Source organism: Aminobacter sp. P4_H6_2 (assembly GCF_056400805.1).
Genome location: NZ_JBFUKO010000052.1, coordinates 1 through 17,780 on the forward strand (window position 1 = coordinate 1; position 17,780 = coordinate 17,780).

16 protein-coding genes and 1 pseudogene are annotated in these 17,780 nt (G+C 62.4%); 15 read left to right on the plus strand and 2 right to left on the minus strand.

From position 1 onward, the window contains the following. The 8 genes from AC1DUU_RS06750 to AC1DUU_RS06785 form a co-directional block, all read left to right on the plus strand. Positions 1 to 691 (plus strand): GMC family oxidoreductase (locus AC1DUU_RS06750; protein WP_476782650.1); only part of this gene is annotated, 691 nt, incomplete at its 5' end. A 39-nt stretch (positions 692 to 730) separates the two neighbouring features. Next, positions 731 to 1,675: an aldo/keto reductase gene (locus tag AC1DUU_RS06755; RefSeq protein ID WP_476782651.1), complete on the plus strand. Its 945-nt coding sequence runs from the start codon at positions 731 to 733 to the stop codon at positions 1,673 to 1,675. Between the two features lie 114 nt (positions 1,676 to 1,789). After that, positions 1,790 to 2,686, plus strand: coding sequence for an enoyl-CoA hydratase (locus AC1DUU_RS06760; RefSeq protein ID WP_476782652.1), 897 nt, complete (start codon positions 1,790 to 1,792; stop codon positions 2,684 to 2,686). A gap of 40 nt (positions 2,687 to 2,726) precedes the next feature. Then, the gene (locus tag AC1DUU_RS06765; protein WP_476782653.1) at positions 2,727 to 3,890 is read left to right on the plus strand and encodes an acyl-CoA dehydrogenase family protein; all 1,164 of its coding nucleotides are present in this window, start codon (positions 2,727 to 2,729) and stop codon (positions 3,888 to 3,890) included. Between the two features lie 15 nt (positions 3,891 to 3,905). Next, the gene (locus AC1DUU_RS06770; protein ID WP_476782654.1) at positions 3,906 to 4,970 is read left to right on the plus strand and encodes an acyl-CoA dehydrogenase family protein; all 1,065 of its coding nucleotides are present in this window, start codon (positions 3,906 to 3,908) and stop codon (positions 4,968 to 4,970) included. Further along, entirely contained in the window at positions 4,963 to 6,114 is a 1,152-nt protein-coding gene (locus tag AC1DUU_RS06775) for an acetyl-CoA C-acetyltransferase (protein WP_476782655.1), read from the plus strand. Before AC1DUU_RS06770 ends, AC1DUU_RS06775 begins: the two co-directional genes overlap by 8 nt. A gap of 29 nt (positions 6,115 to 6,143) precedes the next feature. After that, positions 6,144 to 6,716: a DapH/DapD/GlmU-related protein gene (locus AC1DUU_RS06780; protein ID WP_476782656.1), complete on the plus strand. Its 573-nt coding sequence runs from the start codon at positions 6,144 to 6,146 to the stop codon at positions 6,714 to 6,716. An 11-nt stretch (positions 6,717 to 6,727) separates the two neighbouring features. Further along, positions 6,728 to 7,633 carry an SDR family oxidoreductase gene (locus AC1DUU_RS06785; RefSeq protein ID WP_476782657.1) on the plus strand — a complete coding sequence of 302 codons (906 nt, stop codon included), beginning with the start codon at positions 6,728 to 6,730 and terminating at the stop codon, positions 7,631 to 7,633. Positions 7,634 to 7,801: 168 nt separating this feature from the next. Here the strand turns inward: AC1DUU_RS06785 and AC1DUU_RS06790 are convergent, their stop codons facing one another. Beyond that, positions 7,802 to 9,385 carry an AMP-binding protein gene (locus AC1DUU_RS06790; RefSeq protein ID WP_476782658.1) on the minus strand — a complete coding sequence of 528 codons (1,584 nt, stop codon included), beginning with the start codon at positions 9,383 to 9,385 and terminating at the stop codon, positions 7,802 to 7,804. A gap of 185 nt (positions 9,386 to 9,570) precedes the next feature. On the opposite strand from AC1DUU_RS06790, the gene AC1DUU_RS06795 reads away from it, so the two are divergent. Continuing rightward, positions 9,571 to 10,377, plus strand: a complete 807-nt coding sequence (locus tag AC1DUU_RS06795) for an SDR family oxidoreductase (RefSeq protein WP_476782659.1) — start codon at positions 9,571 to 9,573, stop codon at positions 10,375 to 10,377. Positions 10,378 to 10,479: 102 nt separating this feature from the next. Further along, on the plus strand, positions 10,480 to 11,688 hold the full coding sequence (locus AC1DUU_RS06800; protein WP_476782660.1) for an ABC transporter substrate-binding protein: 1,209 nt from the start codon (positions 10,480 to 10,482) through the stop codon (positions 11,686 to 11,688). Between the two features lie 125 nt (positions 11,689 to 11,813). On the opposite strand, the gene AC1DUU_RS06805 is transcribed toward AC1DUU_RS06800, so the two are convergent. Further along, complete coding sequence (locus AC1DUU_RS06805) at positions 11,814 to 13,421, minus strand: GMC family oxidoreductase (protein WP_476782661.1); 1,608 nt, start codon at positions 13,419 to 13,421, stop codon at positions 11,814 to 11,816. A gap of 251 nt (positions 13,422 to 13,672) precedes the next feature. Here AC1DUU_RS06805 and AC1DUU_RS06810 point away from each other — a divergent pair, with 251 nt between their 5' ends. The 5 genes and pseudogenes from AC1DUU_RS06810 to AC1DUU_RS06830 all read left to right on the plus strand — a co-directional run. Next, a complete protein-coding gene (locus tag AC1DUU_RS06810; RefSeq protein ID WP_476782662.1) occupies positions 13,673 to 14,872 on the plus strand; it encodes an ABC transporter substrate-binding protein in 1,200 nt (399 codons plus the stop codon). A 57-nt stretch (positions 14,873 to 14,929) separates the two neighbouring features. Continuing rightward, a complete protein-coding gene (locus tag AC1DUU_RS06815) occupies positions 14,930 to 15,214 on the plus strand; it encodes a DUF1330 domain-containing protein (RefSeq protein WP_476782663.1) in 285 nt (94 codons plus the stop codon). A 38-nt stretch (positions 15,215 to 15,252) separates the two neighbouring features. Then, complete coding sequence (locus AC1DUU_RS06820; RefSeq protein ID WP_476782664.1) at positions 15,253 to 16,020, plus strand: ABC transporter ATP-binding protein; 768 nt, start codon at positions 15,253 to 15,255, stop codon at positions 16,018 to 16,020. Then, positions 16,013 to 16,729, plus strand: coding sequence for an ABC transporter ATP-binding protein (locus tag AC1DUU_RS06825; protein ID WP_476782665.1), 717 nt, complete (start codon positions 16,013 to 16,015; stop codon positions 16,727 to 16,729). The genes AC1DUU_RS06820 and AC1DUU_RS06825 overlap by 8 nt, the downstream gene beginning before the upstream one ends. 4 nt (positions 16,730 to 16,733) lie before the next feature. Continuing rightward, positions 16,734 to 17,642: pseudogene (locus AC1DUU_RS06830) on the plus strand (branched-chain amino acid ABC transporter permease); the annotation flags it as partial. Positions 17,643 to 17,780: the final 138 nt, after the last annotated feature.

A 17,780-nucleotide genomic window follows, 5' to 3' on the forward strand; every position in this document is an offset into this window, starting at 1 on the left:
GGTGAGTGCCTACAGCCACGTGCGTCCATGGGGCGCGCTCAAGGCCGGCGCACAATATCTGTTCGGGCGAAGCGGCGTGTTGAGCCGTGGGCTGTTTCCGACGAGTGGGTATTTCCAGGCAGATAGCCGCGATGCCGGTGGCGAAATCCAGGTGTGCATGGCACCGGCATTGGTCATCCGGCGCGGGCCGGGCGTGCTCGGCATGTTGCCCAAGCAGCATGGGTTCACGCTGCTGCTCAACCACGGATCGCCCTATAGCCGCGGCCGGGTGACGCTGAAATCAGCCGATCCGCTTGTTCACGCAGCGATTTCGCCGAACTATTTCTCCGACCCGCGCGACATCCGCATCCTAGCAGAAGGTGCCGACCGGGCGCGTGCCATCGTGCATCAGCCGGCTCTTGCAAACTCGCTTGGGAAGGAGTTGCTGCCGGCCCGGCCGATACGATCGCTGGACGATTTGTGCGCCGATATACTTGCGACAACGGTGACACACTACCATGCCGCCGGAACCTGCCGAATGGGCGCAGATGAAGACTCGGTGGTCGATCCGCAACTGCGCGTGCGCGGCGTCGAGCGGCTCAGGGTGGCGGACGCTTCGGTGATGCCTGTGCTGGTCAACGGCAACACCTATGCCGCGACCATCATGATCGCCGAGAAGGCGGCCGATATGATCAAGGCGACTATCAATTGATACATATGCTTAGCGACGAATGATGATGGAGTAGGCGATATGGAAAAGCGCGTTCTGGGCCGTTCTGGCCTCGAGGTTTCGGTGGTCGGCCTCGGCTGCAACAATTTCGGCGGTATGATCAAAAGCCTCGACACTGAAGCTGCGCGCAAGGTGGTGCATGCAGCACTGGACGCCGGCATCACGCTACTCGACACCTCCGACTCCTATGGCGTCAATGGCGGTTCGGAGACCGCGCTGGGTGAAGTCCTTGGCGACCGGCGCAAAGACGTGGTGCTGGCAACGAAGTTCGCTTCGCCGCTGAATCGCGAAAAGAGCACGCGCTACAACGGTTCGCGCGGCTACATCATGGGTGCGGTGGAAAACAGTCTGCGCCGGCTCAAGACCGACTACATCGATCTCTACCAGTATCATTTCCCGGATCCGCTGACCCCGATCGAAGAGACGCTGCGCGCCCTCGACGATCTCGTGAAGCAAGGCAAGGTGCGCTATCTCGGCTGCTCCAATTTGTCGGCATGGCAGCTGGTCGACGCCAGCTGGACCTCGCGCCACCACAATCTGCACGGCCTGCAATCCACCCAGGCCGAATACAATCTGATTTCACGCGCGGCCGAAACCGAGTTGTTTCCAGCTATGCGCCGTATGGGCATGACGCTGCTGCCCTATTTCCCGTTGGCGAGCGGCCTTTTGACCGGCAAATACCGCAAGGGCCAGGAAATGCCCGCCGACACCCGCATGAACATGGCCTACTTCAAGGCCGGCCTGACCGACGCCAATCTCGACAAGGTGGAAAAACTGATCGCCTTCAGCGAGGCGCGCGGCAAGACCATCCTCGAACTGGCCTTCTCCTGGCTGGCGTCGCAGCCGATCGTGTCGAGCGTCATCGCTGGCGCAACGCGTCCCGAACAGGTTGTYGCCAATGCTGCTGCTGCTTCGTGGAAGCTTTCGGCAGAAGAATTGGCCGAGATCGACACGATCTGCCAGTGACTGGACGACGCACAGCTCCGCCGATGCGTTAGTCCCTTTGGACGATTGCGCCGCTTGCTGGCGGACGTAGTTTCCCGTCAGCTACGAATTTGAATTGTCAGCGGAAAACCTGAAATGAGTGATCTGGTAGAGCCGCGCACGGCCGATATCGCCTATGAGACCGACCAGCCGGTTCTCTACGAGACCGAAGGGCCGATTGCCTGGGTGACGATGAACCGCCCGCAGTTCAACAATGCCCAAAACTCGCAGATGACCTATGCGCTCGATGATGCGTTCAAACGCGCCGTCGACGACGACGCGGTCAAGGTCATCATCCTGCGTGGCGCTGGCAAGCATTTCTCTGCCGGCCACGACATCGGGACGCCCGGCCGTGACGTCAACAAGAGCTTCGACCGCCGCCTGATGTGGGCCAACCACACCAACAAGCCGGCGGCCGAGATGCTCTACACCCGGGAGCACGAGGTCTATCTCGGCATGTGCCGGCGCTGGCGCGACATTCCCAAGCCTACCATCGCCCTGGTGCAGGGTGCTTGTGTTGCCGGCGGACTGATGTTGGCCTGGGTCTGCGACTTTATCGTTGCGACTGACGATGCGTTTTTCCAGGATCCGGTGGTACGCATGGGCATCCCCGGCGTCGAGTATTTCGCCCATGCCTTCGAGCTGCCGCCGCGCATTGCCAAGGAGTTCCTGATGATGGGCGAGCGGATGCCAGCGGCACGCGCCGAGAAATACGGCATGGTCAACAAGATCGTCTCGCGCGAAGAGCTCGAAGACGCCGGTCGCAGCATGGCGAGCAAACTCGCCGAATATCCGCGCCTTGGGCTCTGGCTGTCCAAGCAGGCGATTAACCATGTCGAGGATCTGCGCGGCAAGCGCACGGCCATGGATGCACACTACCACATGCACCATTTCGCCCATGCCCAGAACGACCTGACCACCGGCAACACGCTGGGCGGGCAGGACGCCAAGAGCATGGCAGCAGCTAACAAGAAGCAGGCTGGCGAAGGTTGAGCCATTCGCCGCCAGATCGACCCAACAGGATTTCCCACGCGTGGATTTGAACTACACCGATGAGCAGAAGGCCTTCCGACAGGAAGTGCGCTCCTGGCTCGAAACCCATGTGCCACAAAAGCCGCTTCCGTCCTTCGACGCTAGCCGCGAGGGTTTTGAAGCGCATCGCGCCTGGGAGCGCGTGCTGAACGAAGGCCGCTGGGGCATGGTCACCTGGCCCGAAAGCTATGGCGGACGCGGTCTCGACCTGATCCAGTGGCTGATCTTCGAGGAAGAATATTACCGAGCCGCAGGGCCATTGCGCGTCAATCAGAACGGCATCTTCCTGCTTGGCCCCACGTTGATGGAATATGGCACGCCGGAGCAGAAGGCGCGCTTCCTGACGGCCATGGCTTCCGGCGACGAGATCTGGGCACAGGCCTGGTCCGAGCCGCAGGCCGGTTCCGACCTGGCTGCCGTGCGCGCCACGGCTGTGCCCGAAGGCGACGAATATGTGCTCAAGGGCCACAAGATCTGGTCGTCGCGCGCCGTCTTCGCTGATTGGGCTTTCGGCCTGTTCCGCACCGATCCGGCCTCGCAGCGTCACAAAGGCCTCTCGCTGATCTTTTTTCCGCTCAATGCGCAAGGCGTGCGCGTGCAGGCGATCCCGCAGATCGATGGCGAGACCGGCTTTGCCGAAATCTTCCTCGACAATGTTCGCGTGCCGGCATTCAACCGCCTCGGCGGTGAGGGCGAAGGCTGGAACATCTGCATGGCGACAGCCGGCTTCGAGCGTGGGTTGATGCTGCGCAGTCCGGCACGCTTCCAGGTGGCGGCGCGCAAGCTGGTCGAACTCTACAGAGCGCATGAGGCCGAGGTGGAACCCATAGTCCGCGCGGCAGTGCTGCAGGCCTGGATGGACGCCGAGGCCTATGCGCTGTCGATCTATGCCACAGCATCGCGCCTTGCCGCCGGCGGCCATATTGGCGCGGAAGCGAGCACCAACAAGATATTCTGGTCGGAAATGGACATCGCGCTTCACAAGGCGGCATTGTCGATCCTAGGCGCGCGAGCGGAGCTCCTGCGCAGCGCACCTGAGGCAGGCGACATCGGGCGTTGGCTCGACGGCTATTTCTTCTCGCTCGCCGGTCCGATCTATGCCGGCTCGAACGAGATCCAGCGCAACATTATTGCCGAGCGCATGCTCGGCCTGCCGCGCGCTTAAAGGGGAGGCGAAAAGATGGATTTCCGTTTCTCCGAAGAACAGACGATGACCGCTGACGTGGTTCGTGAACTGCTCGCAGATGTCTGCCAGCCGGCCGACCTGCGCCGGTTGATGGGCGAGGGCGCTGCGCGAGACGAAAACCGCTGGGCCAAGATCGTGGAGATGGGCCTAGCCGGCGCGCTGGTCGCTGAAGATAGGGGCGGGTTCGGCCTCAAGGCCATCGATTTCGTGCAGATCGCCGAAGCCTGCGGTTATGCCGGGCTGCCGGAACCGCTGGTCGAGAATGCGGGTGTCGCGCTTCCGTTGCTCGCGGAATTTGCCGACAATCTACGTGCTGCAGTAGTGCTCGAAAGAGCGCTGGCGGGCGAGGTGACCGTGGCGGTGGCTCATCCGGCCAATCCGTTCGTTGCCGATGCCGACAACGCAGCTGCGATACTCGTCGTGCGCGACGGGGCCGTGCATCTCGTTGAGAGCGCAAATGCGAGCATCGTGGCGCAGCCGAGCGTCGACCCGTTTCGGCGCCTTTTCACTGTCGAATTCACGCCAAGCTCTGAGACGTTGGTGGCAGATGCAACGCAGGCCTTAGCGCCATTGGCAGCGGCACTCGACCGAGGCGCGCTGTTTGCAGCCGCGCAGATGCAAGGCATGGCCCAGCGCTGCGTCGATCTCGGCGTTACCTATGCCAAAGAGCGCCAGCAATTCGGCAAGCCGATCGGCTCCTACCAGGCAGTGAAACACCATCTTGCGACCGCGCAGGTGAAAATCGAGTTCGCCCGGCCGGTGCTGCATGCGGCTGCTGCTCAGCTGGAGAACGCCGACCTCTACAGCCGCGCCCGCATCTCGCAGGCCAAGCTCGCCTGTACTGACGCTTGCGACGTCGCTGCCCGTACCTCGATCCAGGTGCATGGCGCTATGGGCTATTCGTGGGAAGTGGACGTCCACTTCTTTCTCAAGCGCGGCATTGCGCTCGCCAACTGGTGGGGCGGTAGCGCCTTCCACCGCGAGCGCGTCGCCGCACGCGTCTTCGGTCGCCCGCTCGGACCCGAACATACCTTTACCAGAGAGGCCGAAAATGCCTGAAGCCTACATCGTCGATGCCATCCGCACGCCGGTCGGCCGCAAGAAGGGCTCGCTTGCGGGGCTGCATTCGGCCGATCTCGGCGCCCATCCAATCAAGGCACTCATGTCGCGTACCGGCGTCGATCCGAATGCGGTCGACGATGTGATCTATGGCTGCACCGACACGATCGGTTCGCAGGCCGGCGACATCGCCCGTACCTGCTGGCTGGTGGCAGGATTACCCGACCATGTGCCTGGTGTGACGGTTGATCGCCAGTGCGGTTCGGCCCAGCAGGCTGTGCACTTCGCCGCCCAGGCGGTGATGAGCGGCACGCAGGACCTTGTCGTTGCCGGCGGCGTGCAGAACATGAACATGGTGCCGATGGCTTCCGCCATGATCGTCGGACAGCAGTTCGGATTTCCGGACCCCTTCAGCACTTCGCCGGGATGGCTGGCCCGCTACGGCGACCAGGAGATCAGCCAGTTTCGCTCGGCTGAGATGATCGCGGAGAAGTGGCAATGCTCGCGCGAAGAGATGGAGCAGTTCGCGCTTGAAAGCCACCTGCGCGCCATTGCCGCGATCGATGAAGGCCGCTTCGTCAATGAGATTGCCCCAATCGGCGATTTCGCCGTCGACGAGACGCCGCGCCGTGACACGACCCTGGAAAAGATGGCGACGCTGAAGCCGCTGATCGAGGGCGGCCGCGTGCATGCCGGCGTCGCCAGCCAAAACGCCGACGCCTCGGCAGCGCTGCTTATCGCCTCCGAGCGCGCCGTGAAGGATCACAATCTCAAGCCTCGCGCTCGCATCCACCACATGACGGTGCGTGGCGCCGATCCGGTGTGGATGCTGACGGCGCCCATTCCGGCAACGCGATACGCTCTGGAAAAGACCGGCCTGAGGATCGACGACATCGACCTGTTCGAATGCAACGAAGCCTTCGCCTCGATCCCTCTTGCCTGGATCAAGGAGCTTGGTATTCCGCGCGACAAGGTCAACGTCAATGGCGGCGCGATCGCGCTCGGCCATCCCCTTGGTGCCACCGGCGCACGCATTATGACGACGATGCTGAACGAGCTCGAGCGCCGCAACGGCCGCTATGCGCTGCAGACGATGTGCGAAGGCGGCGGCCAAGCCAACGTGACCATCATCGAAAGGCTCTGACCATGCCTGTCTATGCATTCGAGGGCATCGTGCCGGTGGTCGACCCGACCACCTATCTGCACCCGACGGCGGTGCTGATCGGCGACGTGACCATCGGCCCGCGCTGCTATATCGGCCCGAACGCGTCGCTTCGCGGTGATTTCGGGCGGATCACGGTCGTCGGCGATGCCAGCGTGCAGGACAATTGCACGCTGCATACGGGCGCCGGGTCGGACTGCATCGTCGGTCGGGGCGCGACCGTTGGCCATGGCGCGATCCTGCATGGCTGCACGGTGGGCGAGAACGCGCTGATTGGCATGAACGCGGTCATTCTCGACGGGGCGGTGATCGGCGACGACAGCCTGGTGGCAGCACTCAGCCTCGTCAAGAACGACGTGGTGACACCGCCGCGCAGTCTGATCGCCGGCAATCCGGCCAAGATTATCAAGGAAATGCCTGAAGAGGCGATCCGTTGGCGCAATAACGGCGACGGCGAATATCAGCGGCTGGCCGACCGATCGATTGCCGATCTCGTGGAATGCGAGCCGCTCGGCACCGCCGAGCCAAATCGCAAGCGCAATGCCGGCCAGGCTCGCGCCGTGCGGCTGTCGAAGACCAAGTGAGAAGGACTGACATGTCGGGTATTTGCGAAAACAGGGTTGTGATCGTCACCGGCGCGGGCCGGGGCCTTGGCCGTGCCTACGCGCTCGGTCTGGCGGCCGAAGGCGCAAAAATCGTGGTCAACGATCTCGGTGTCGGCACGCATGGCGACAGCACGGCTGAAACCCCGGCCCAGCAAGTGGTCGACGAGATCAAGGCGATGGGGGGCGAGGCAGTTGCAAACTATGACGATGTCGCCGATTTCGAGGCTGGCGGGCGCATCGTCAAGGCGGCGCTTGACGCTTTCGGCGACCTGCATGCCGTGGTCAACAATGCCGGCTTCGTGCGCGACCGCATGTTCGTGTCCTGCACGCCGGAGGAATGGGACGCCGTGCTGCGTGTGCATCTGCGCGGCCATTTCTGCGTCAGCCGCCATGCCGTCGACTACTGGCGCGCCCAGCAGAAGGCAGGCAAAACCGTTGACGCACGCATCGTCAACACCTCGTCGGGCGCAGGCCTTCAAGGGAGCGTCGGTCAAAGTGCCTATTCGGCGGCCAAAGGCGGCATCGCCTCGCTGACGTTGGTACAGGCAGCCGAACTGCGCCGCTATGGCATCACCGCCAACGGCCTTGCACCCAATGCCCGCACGCGCATGACCGAAACGGCATTCGCCGAGGCAATGCAGGCCAAGGAAGGTGAATTTGACATCTTCGCGCCGGAAAACACCGCGCCGCTGGTCGCCTGGCTGTGCAGCTCGGCCTCTGCCGATGTGAGCGGGCAGATATTTGAGCTGATAGGTGGCAAGATCCGCGTGACGCTGGGCTGGAACGACGGGCCCGAATTCGACAAGGGCAGCCGCTGGGATGCCGCCGAACTCGGCGACAAGATCAAGCAACTGGTGGCGGAGCGCCCGGCCTCGAAACCGGTTTACGGCGCGTAGGCCATACGAGCCAAGCAATCAGCAAAAAGGGGCGTCGGCAAACCGGCGCCCTTTTTGCTGTCCGGCGTAGCTCGAATGCCCGGGCCTTGGCTGCAAAACGAACGGGACGGCGATGCACCGTCCCGTTTTGTCTTTCTGATCCAAAGCCTGACGCTTCGGCGGCTGCGATCAAGCGTCTTGGGGTGTCTCTTCCCGCAGCAGGTTTTTCAGCACCTTGCCCTGGGGGCTGGTGGGCAGCGACGGGCGGATCTCAACGCTGCGCGGGCATTTGTAGTTCGCCATGTTGGCGCGCGACCAGTCGATGATGTCCTTTTCGCTGGCCATGGTTCCTGGACGCAGTACGACGAAAGCCTTGCCGACTTCGCCGAGACGCTCGTCAGGCACTCCGATGACGGCGACGATGCCGATCGCCGGATGGGTGCTGAGCATGCGCTCGATCTCGGCTGGATAGCAGTTGAAGCCGCCGGTAATGTACATGTCTTTGAGACGGTCTTCGATGCGCAGATTGCCGTCCGCGTCGAAATAGCCGACGTCGCCGGTGTGCAGCCAGCCTTCGGCGTCGATTGTCTTGCCGGTCGCTTCGGGGTCGTTGAAATAGCCCTTCATGACGATGTAGCCGCGGATGACGACCTCGCCGGGCTGGCCGTCGGGTAGGAAATTCCTGTCATCGCCCATGATGAGGACTTCGACGCCTGGCGCCGCCTTGCCGGCGGTGTTGGCAATGACCTCGTCGGGATCGGTTGCCAGGCACATGGTGCCGTAGCCGCCACATTCGGTCAGGCCGTAGCCGTTGACGACGCCGGCAAAGCCAAGTTCCTCGCGCATGCGCCGGATCAGGATCGACGGCACGACCGCGCCGCCGGTGACGCCGAGGCGCAGGCTGCCGGTGTCGAACTTCGCCAGTTCCGGATGCTGGAGCATACCGTGGAAGATGGCAGGCGGGCCAGGGATGACGCTGATCTTTTCCTCCGAGACGCGGCCGAGGATTTCTCCGGCGTCGTAAGTGAGGTGCGGCATCAGCACAGCGCCGCGCATCATCGAGACGATTGCGCCGGAGCGGTAGCCGAAGGCGTGGAAGAAGGGCGGGATGACCAGAATGCGGTCGTGTTCGCGGATGCCCACGCGTGTCGCCCAAGCGTCGATCGCCTTGAGGCACTGCTGGTGGCCGTACATCACACCCTTGGGATAGCCCGTGGTGCCAGAGGTGAAGAGCATATCGCATAGGTCGTCGGGGCCGACAGTTGCTTCGCGTTCGGCAAGTTCGGTATCGCTGACGCGTTCGCCACCGGCGACGAAGGTCTCCCAGTCGCTGTCGCTGCCGCGTGTCTCACCGATGACCACCACCTGGCGCAGGATCTCGCGCGTTTCGGCCTTGAGTTGGTCGGGATAGTAGGTGCCCAGGAACTCGCCGACGGAAAACAGCATCGAGGTGCCGCTGCGCTTGACCAGTTCGGCGATCTCGGTGCCTTTGAAACGGGTGCTGGCGGGGATAAGCACGGCACCCGCGCTGACCAGGCCAAGGGCCGTGGCGAACCATTTCCAGGTGTTGGGCGCCCAGATCATGATCCGATCGCCCTTTTTAACACCGGTTGCGATCATCGCCTTGGCGACGCGGCGCCGGATTGCGTCCAGCTCGACGAAACTTAAGGTGATGCCGTCCTCGATGGCGGTACGCGTGCCGTAGACTTCGGCCGCGCGCGCGCAAAGATTTGGAATGGTGGTGAATTTCCAGTCGGCGTCTTCTGATATCATCTGGTTACCTGTCCGGCGCGGGACGACGATTTGGCTGCGCATCGGTGCCAGCCGGGCTAGTTTGGCGGAAACATAGGCATCGAATACCGTCCAGCATCGTCCGAAGGGACGAATAAACCCGCCGTTGGTGGACTTAAAGGCGTGTAGGATCACGGGCAACGGCAGACGCAGGCTTGGAGAACGACATGAGCAGCGCCWCACATCCGGCTTCGACCATTTTCGAGGGACGTGTGGTCGTCGTGACCGGCGGCACCAAAGGCATCGGCCGCGCTATCGCCGAAGGCTTTCTGGGCGCCGGCGCGACAGTCGTAGTCTGCGCGCGCGGCGAGCCCGACAGCCTGCCGCATGCCAACGGCCGCCGAGCGACCTTCATGCAATGCGACGTGCGCAATGCCGCAGCTTGCAAGGAGCTGATCGACAGGGTCGGCGAAGAGCATGGTAGTGTCGACGTGTTGGTCAACAATGCCGGCGGCTCGCCGCATGTCGAGGCCGCGACGGTTTCGCCACGGTTTTCGGACGCCATCGTCAATCTCAACCTCATGGCGCCGCTCTATCTTTCCCAGGCGGCCTATCATTGGATGGCCAAGCTGCCGGAAGGCGGCAACATCATCAACATCGCCAGCGTTTCGGCCCGCCGGCCTTCGCCGGGCACGGCTGCCTATGGTGCTGCCAAGGCCGGCCTGCTCAGCCTGACCACCAGCCTGGCGCAGGAATGGGCTCCGAAGGTACGAGTCAACGCCATCGTCGTCGGCCTGGTCGAGACCGTAAAGGCCGCCGAAACCTATGGTTCGCACGAAGCACAACAGGCAATTGCCGCTTCGGTGCCAATGAGGCGCATGGGCCGGGGCGAGGACATCGCCGAGGCGGCTCTCTACCTGGCTGGGCCGACGGCGGGCTTCCTGACCGGTACGACGCTCGAGRTCCATGGCGGCGGCGAGACACCGTTGTTTCTCGACCTCATCAAACGCCACGCCAAGCCGGACGCGAGCTGAGCACGGTAGGGCGAGGCTTCAATAGAATGTGGTCCTTATGGACGATGTTTCCACCCGCCTTTGAGTGGAAGGGCGGGGACTGATTTTGAGGAGACGATCAATATGAATTCAACGCCCCTCCGCCGGCGCACGCTCGCTACAGCGCTGATGTCTTTCACCGCGCTTGTTGGCGTCAACGCCGCACAGGCCGAAGAGACGATTAAGATCGGCGGTATCATGTCGCTGACCGGTGCTGGTGCCTCGATCGGCAAGAATGCCGAGATCGCCTGGAAGCGTGCAATCGACGACATCAATGCTGCCGGCGGCATCCTCGGCAAGAAGGTTGAACTGGTGCTCGCCGACACCATGACCGATCCGACCCATGGCGTCAGCGAAATGCGCCGGCTGATCGAAAGCGAAAAGGTGCAGGCCGTGGTCGGTCCGGCGACAAGCCAGGAAACAATGCCTTTGATGCCGATCGGCACGGAGGCCAACATCGCGCAGGTTTCGAGCGCCGCCTCGACCCAACTGACGCCGAAGGTCGGCCCGTATCATTTCTCGACCTCGCCGATCGGCGAAAACCAGATGATCCCAAACATCGCCTATGCGCTCGACGTGCTGAAGCTCAACAAGCTGGCGCTGATCTCGGACAATGGCGGCATGTCGAAGGCGGCTGTCGCCGACATCGTCAACTACATGAAGGCCAAGGGCGTCGAGCCTATTGCTGTCCAGGAGTTCGCCTTCCGCACCGAAGATATGACCCCACAGTTGTTTTCGCTGCGCAGTTCGGAAGCGCAGGCGGTGTTGCTGATCAATTCGATCGGCGATGACTCGCGAAAAATGCTGGAAAACCGTTACGACATCGGCTGGGACGTGCCGGTGCTGGCGAGCCTGACCATGACCAACTACGCGGTCGGCAATGCGGCAACGATCGGCACTGAGCCGTTCGAAGACGTCTACTCGGTGCAGTTCGAAGGCATGACTTATTGCCCGGGCGATGCGCTGGGCGAGAAGGAATTCGCAAAGTTCGCGGCCAAGGCGAAGGCTGAGATTCCGGACCTCGACCGCATGGGCGGCCCTTCTGCGCTGACGCCGTATTACATCCAGCCCTTCATCCTGGCTGCCGCGATGAACGGTTCGGGCAAGACCGACGGCAAGTCTGTCGCGGCCTGGATCGAGGCCAATGCTGGCACCATCCAGACCCTCACCGGCAAGCTTGCGGCGAGTGCCGACAACCACTTCCTGCCTTCGGTGGAGAGCCTGAAGGCGGTCAAGAACCCGTATCTGCTGCGCGAGGATGGGCTGGTCGAGCGCGCCGATTGCGCCCAATAATCCAGGGCGGCATCAGAACTTGGAAAGGCGCTGCCGGATTCCGGTGGCGCCTTTTTAGCTTTTAGATGCAGGCTTAGGCAGGGCTATCGTGGTTCATATTTAAAATGAGTAATGACAATATATTACTAGAATTTTCTATCTTGAATTATCAGATCGGCGGCGCGCCAGGCGAGCGCCATGACTGGGCCGTTGGTGTTGCCGGACATCGGCGCTGGAATGACCGAGGCGTCGACGACCCGCAGGCCGTTTACGCCATGAACGCGGAGGCGCCCGTCGACCACCGCGTCGGCGTCGCTACCCATGCGACACGCGCCGATGGCATGCAGGCCGGAGACGAATGTGCCGCGAAAAGCGGCGAGCAAATCCTCGTCCGTTTGCACCGAGGCCCCTGGCCAGATCTCTTCTTTCACGTAGGGGCGTAGCGATGGCTGGGCGACGAAGTTGCGCATGGTCCGCATCATCGCGACCGCCATACGGCGATCGCTTTCGGTAGCGAGCCAGTTGGGCTTGATCTGCGGCATGTCGCGCATATCAGGCGTGCGGATGTTAACCTCGCCGCGGCTTTCTGGACGCAGCGCATAACCGATAATCGTGAGGCCCGGCTTGTCCTCGAGCTYCAGCCTGCCTTGCAGCAGGCCGCGCGCAAAGGTGTAGGGCGAAAGCGACAGCTGGAGGTCGGGGTGGACTACACCAGGCGATGAGCGGACGAAACCGCCCATTTCGGAGGCGCCAAAACTCATCAGGCCGGTGCCGTTGAGATAGTAGCGCATGACCTCGCCAACGAGGCGCAGGCCGCGCAGGCGGCCATTGTGGCCAGGCAGGCCAGCCAAGCGGTGAGGCAGGGCGACGACGAGGTGTTCGGCGAGGTTTTTGCCGACCCCGGGCAACGCCGCGACGACATTGACGCCAGCCGCCGCGAGTACGTCCGCCGGGCCGACGCCCGAGACCTGCAGCAGTTGCGGCGACTGGATCGCGCCGCAGGCAACGATCACTTCGTGCCGGGCGCACACGACTTCCTTGCGCGTGCCACTGTCGAATTCGACACCGACGGCTCGGCAGTCTTCAAAGAGGATCCGTGTCGCCTGCACGCCGGTGCGCACGACGAGGTTCTTGCGCTTCATCGCCGGGTGCAGGAAGGCGCGGGCGGCACTCATGCGTCGGCCATCGTGGCCGACGGTGTGGGCATAGGTGCCGACGCCTTCACGGGTTTCGCCATTGAGGTCATTGAGCCTTGCCAGCCCCAGCGATGCGCCGGCTTCGAAGATGGCGTTGCCGAGCGGATCGGCGAGGGGCCGCATGCTGACCTGAAGCGGGCCGTCGCCGCCGCGAATGTCGGTTGCGCTGCGCTCATGGTTTTCGATCTTGCTGAAGACCGGCGCCATAACGGACCAGTCCCAGCCGCTCGCGCCAAACTTGCGCCAACTGTCGTAATCCTCTGGTGCACCACGACAATAGAGCATGCCATTGATCGAGCTGGAGCCACCGAGTCCGCGACCACGGGCCCAAATTTCGCCTTCGGGACGACCTTCTTCACGTTCGACCGGGAAACTCCAGGAGCGCTTTGGGTGCCTGGTCAGCTTTACCCAACCGCGCGGCATGCGCACTAGCGGATGCAGGTCGGAAGGGCCAGCCTCAAGCAGCAAGATGCGGTGCGCCGGGTTTTCGCTCAGCCGGTTGGCCAACACACAGCCGGCTGATCCGGCGCCAACGATGATCGTATCGAATTCGCTCATGCGGCGATGTCTGTCGCCCCAGCCCGCAATCGCATCCCACAAACGAACTAACAGGTGCTAGACGATGCCAGCAAGCGCCCAGCTTTTGGCTACGGCGAACATGCGCTAGTCCGCATGGACGATGCTCGAACCACGGGCTTGCTGCGATTTCTCTTGCAGAGTCGGCGGGTCCTTTGTGGCCCGCTGGCTTGATGCGCATTGCCGCGCATACAAGATCGGCAACAAAGTTTTCGTTTCTCGGGAGGAAACATATGAAAAGGTCCATTTTCGCAGCGGCATTGCTGCTGTCGACTGCCCTGAGCGCTGCCGCGCAGGATGCGCCGAGCGTCAAGCTCGGCGTGCTCAACGACCAGAGCTCGTCCTTCTCAGCGCTTGGCGGAACCGAGGTCGTTGAAGCGGTGAAACTCGCCATTTCCGATTTCGGTGGCGAGGTGCTCGGCAAGCCGATCGAGCTGGTCTCGGCCGACCATCAGAACAAGCCCGAAATTGCGCTGTCGATCGCGCGCGAATGGCTGGAGCGCGACAATGTCGACGCGCTGTTCGACGTCGCCAACTCGGCCATTGCGCTTTCCGTCAACACGCTGCTCGGTGACCAGAAAAAGCTCGGCTTCTTCGTCTCGCCGATGACTGACAAGATGACCGAGGCCGATTGCAACGGCTACGGGATCGCCTGGGCCTATGACGCGTATTCGCAGGTGCGCTCTTCGGTCAGCGCTCAGCTCAAGGACGGCGGCGAAAGCTGGTTCATCATCTCGCCTGACTATGAGGCAGGCAAGGTGCTCGAGGCGAGCGTCAAGACCGCCGTCGAGGAAGAGGGCGGCAAGATCCTCGGCGCCATCCGCGCACCGCTCGGTACAACCGATTTCTCGTCCTACATCCTGCAGGCGCAGGCGTCAGGCGCCAAGGTCGTGGCACTCACCGTCAACGGTCCGGAACTGGTCAATGCGCTCAAGCAGGTGCAGGAATTCGGCCTGATCGACCAAGGCCAGCGCGTGGCGCTGACCGTGCTGCACCAGTCTGACGCGCGTGCCATTGGTCTTGAGGCTCTGAAGGGCATCCAGTTCGCTTCGCCATGGTACTGGAACACCGACGACGCTTCCAAACGCTTCAAGGAAGAGATGCAGAAAAGGACCGGCAACGCGCCAGGCTGGGTTGCGGCTGGCGCTTATTCGGCGGCTACCAACTACCTTGACGCGGTCAAGGCCGTCGGCACCGACGATCCGACCGCCGTGCTCGCCAAGCTGCGCGAGGGCAAGATCAACGACATGTTCGCGCACAATGCGACCCTGCTGCCGAACGGCCGTCTGGTGCATGACACCACGCTGCTTCAGGTTCGCGCGCCCGGCGAGGCTTCCGATCCGCAGGACGTGTTCAAGGTCGTGACCACCGTTCCGGCCGATGTCGCCTTCCGCTCGATCGACAAGAGCGTCTGCAAGCTTGCCAAGAGCTGATCCAGGCTGCCGGGCCGCTGCCAAGCGGTCCGGCAACCATCTTTTGGGAGCGGGACATTGGCTGGCTATCTGATCTTCGAAATCGAGGTTACCGATCAGGCGGCCTATGACCATTATCGCGCAGTGGCCGGGCCTATCCTTGCTGGCAGCGGCGGACGTTTTGTGTTGTCGAGCGAGCGCATCGAAAGTCTCGAAGGAGGCTGGGAGCCGGCGTCGATCTCTGTTGTCGAGTTTCAGAGCGCTGAAGACGCAAGGCAATTCTACCGCTCGGAAGACTACCAGAAGGTCGTGGCCCTCAGGCAGGTGGCTTCCCGCGCCAAGGGCATACTCGTCGACGCCTGAGCGCAGCGCCGCAATATCTGAATTACGTGGAGGACAAGGTGCGACAAGGCACTGCGGACGACTATATCATCGAGGCGTCTGGACTGAGCCGGTATTTCTACGGCTTCGCGGCGGTCAAGGACGTCGACCTCAAGGTCCGGCGCAATACCATCCATGCCCTGATCGGCCCGAACGGCGCCGGCAAGACCACCACCTTCAACCTCATCACCAAGTTCCTCGCGCCGAGCGAAGGCACCATCCGCTACAATGGCGAGGATATCACCGCGCTGAAGCCCGAAGAGGTGGCGCGCAAGGGCATTGTCCGCTCGTTCCAGATATCGGCTGTGTTTCCGCGCATGAGCGTGCGCGAGAATGTCCGCATGGCGCTGCAGCGCCCGCTCGGCACGTCCTACCGCTTCTGGCAAAGCGAGCGCACGCTGGGTGTGCTCAACGACCGCATCGACGAACTGCTCGACGCTGTCGGCATGCTGTCTTATCGCAACCACGTTGCGGTCAACCTGCCTTATGGGCGCAAGCGCGCGCTTGAGATCGCCACCACGCTGGCGCTCGAGCCCGAGATGCTTTTGCTCGACGAGCCGACGTCGGGCATGGGCCACGAGGATGTCGACCGCATCGCCGAGTTGATCCGCAAGGTTTCCGCCGATCGCACGATCCTCATGGTCGAGCACAATCTGTCGGTCGTTGCGGCCCTTTCCGACACCATCACGGTGCTGGCGCAGGGGCGCGTGCTTGCCGAGGGCAATTACGAAACCGTGTCGCGCGATCCGCGCGTGATCGAAGCCTATATCGGTGGTGCGGATGACTGAGAACAATAACAAGGTGGTGCTCGACATTGCCGACCTGCATGCCTGGTACGGCGAAAGCAAAGCCCTGCATGGCATGAGCTTCGACATCCGCGAGGGCGAACTCGTCACGCTGCTCGGCCGCAATGGTGCCGGCAAGACGACAGTGCTTCGCTGCATCATGGGACTGGTGCGCAAGAAGACCGGCGCGATCAGCTACAAGGGCGAAAACCTGACCCAGAAGGCGCCGGAGATCGTCGCGCGCCGTGGCATTGCCTATTGCCCTGAAGAGCGCGGCATCTTTTCCAGCCTTTCTGTCGCGGAGAACCTCGAATTGCCGCCGGTCATCGCGCCAGGTGGCATGAGCGTCCAAGAGATCCTCGAACTGTTCCCAAATCTCAAGGCGCGCTGGTCTAGCCCCGGCACCAAGCTGTCTGGCGGCGAACAGCAGATGCTGGCCATCGGCCGTATCCTGCGCACCGGCGCGAAACTGCTGATCTTCGACGAGCCGACCGAAGGCCTGGCCCCGGTCATCGTCAAGCAGATCGCGGTGGTGCTCGAAAAACTCAAGGCGAGGGGCTTCACCATCCTGCTCGTCGAGCAGAATTTCCGCTTTGCCTCGAAACTCGCCGACCGGCACTTCGTCGTCGACCATGGCAAAGTCGTCGAACGCTTCAGCCGCGACGAGCTCGCTGGCAACGAAGCCAAGATCCAAGCTTATCTCGGGGTGTGAAGCCATGATGGATCTGATTGGCGTTCCGCCGGCACTGCTTTTCGGCCAACTTCTCGTCGGTCTCATCAATGGCTCGTTCTACGCCATGATGAGCCTTGGCGTGGCCATCATCTTCGGCATGCTGCGCATTGGCAACTTCGTGCATGGCGCGCAATACATGCTCGGCGCATTCGGTGCCTGGTATCTCCTGCGCTTGCCTGAACTGTTCCCGGGCCTTGGCCTGCCGTCCATCGGCTATTGGTGGGCGCTGGTCATCGTGCCGCTGGTCGTCGCCGTTATCGGCGGCCTGATGGAGCGCATCTTCATTCGCCGCGTCTACGATCTCGACCACGCGTACGGGCTGCTCCTGACCGTTGGGCTCGCCATGGCGATCGAAGGCGCGTTCAACGTTCATTATGGCGCCGCGGGCCAGATGTACGGGGTACCGGATAGCCTCAAGGGCGGCATCAATCTCGGCTTCATGTTTCTGCCGATCTACCGCGCCTGGGTTATCGTCGCTGCGATCATCGTCTGCTTCAGCACCTGGTACGTGGTCGAGCGCACCAAGCTTGGCTCTTACCTGCGTGCTGCCACCGAAAACCCCGATCTGGTGCGCGCTTTCGGTATCAATGTGCCGAGGCTTTTGATGCTGACCTATGCCTTCGGCGTCGGTCTCGCCGGGTTCGCTGGTGTGATGGCAGCCCCGATCTATCAGGTCAGCCCGCAAATGGGGCAAGGCATCATCATCACCATCTTTGCCGTGGTGGTCATCGGTGGCATGGGCTCGATCTTCGGCGCCATCGTCTCTGGCCTGATGCTCGGTGTCATCGAGGGGCTGACCAAGGTCTTCTATCCGCAGGCGTCGGCCACGGTGATCTTCATCATCATGGCGCTCGTGCTGATCTTCCGTCCGGCGGGCCTGTTCGGCAAGGAAACGACAAGCCAGTCGGTCGCCGACGTTTCGTCCGGACGCGCTGGCAGCTTCCTCGAAAACGGCAGGCTGTGGCTGGCCGTCTTCACCGTGGGTGGCATTGCATTGCCATTCCTTGTCTATCCCATCATGGGCATGAAG

Bases quoted from the DNA above. Each gene is read 5' to 3' on its own strand.
- AC1DUU_RS06760 (WP_476782652.1), top strand. From the start codon at position 1,790: ATGAGTGATCTGGTAGAGCCGCGCACGGCCGATATCGCCTATGAGACC.
- AC1DUU_RS06770 (WP_476782654.1), top strand. From the start codon at position 3,906: ATGGATTTCCGTTTCTCCGAAGAACAGACGATGACCGCTGACGTGGTT.
- AC1DUU_RS06775 (WP_476782655.1), top strand. From the start codon at position 4,963: ATGCCTGAAGCCTACATCGTCGATGCCATCCGCACGCCGGTCGGCCGC.
- AC1DUU_RS06785 (WP_476782657.1), top strand. From the start codon at position 6,728: ATGTCGGGTATTTGCGAAAACAGGGTTGTGATCGTCACCGGCGCGGGC.
- AC1DUU_RS06790 (WP_476782658.1), bottom strand. From the start codon at position 9,385: ATGATATCAGAAGACGCCGACTGGAAATTCACCACCATTCCAAATCTT.
- AC1DUU_RS06800 (WP_476782660.1), top strand. From the start codon at position 10,480: ATGAATTCAACGCCCCTCCGCCGGCGCACGCTCGCTACAGCGCTGATG.
- AC1DUU_RS06810 (WP_476782662.1), top strand. From the start codon at position 13,673: ATGAAAAGGTCCATTTTCGCAGCGGCATTGCTGCTGTCGACTGCCCTG.
- AC1DUU_RS06825 (WP_476782665.1), top strand. From the start codon at position 16,013: ATGACTGAGAACAATAACAAGGTGGTGCTCGACATTGCCGACCTGCAT.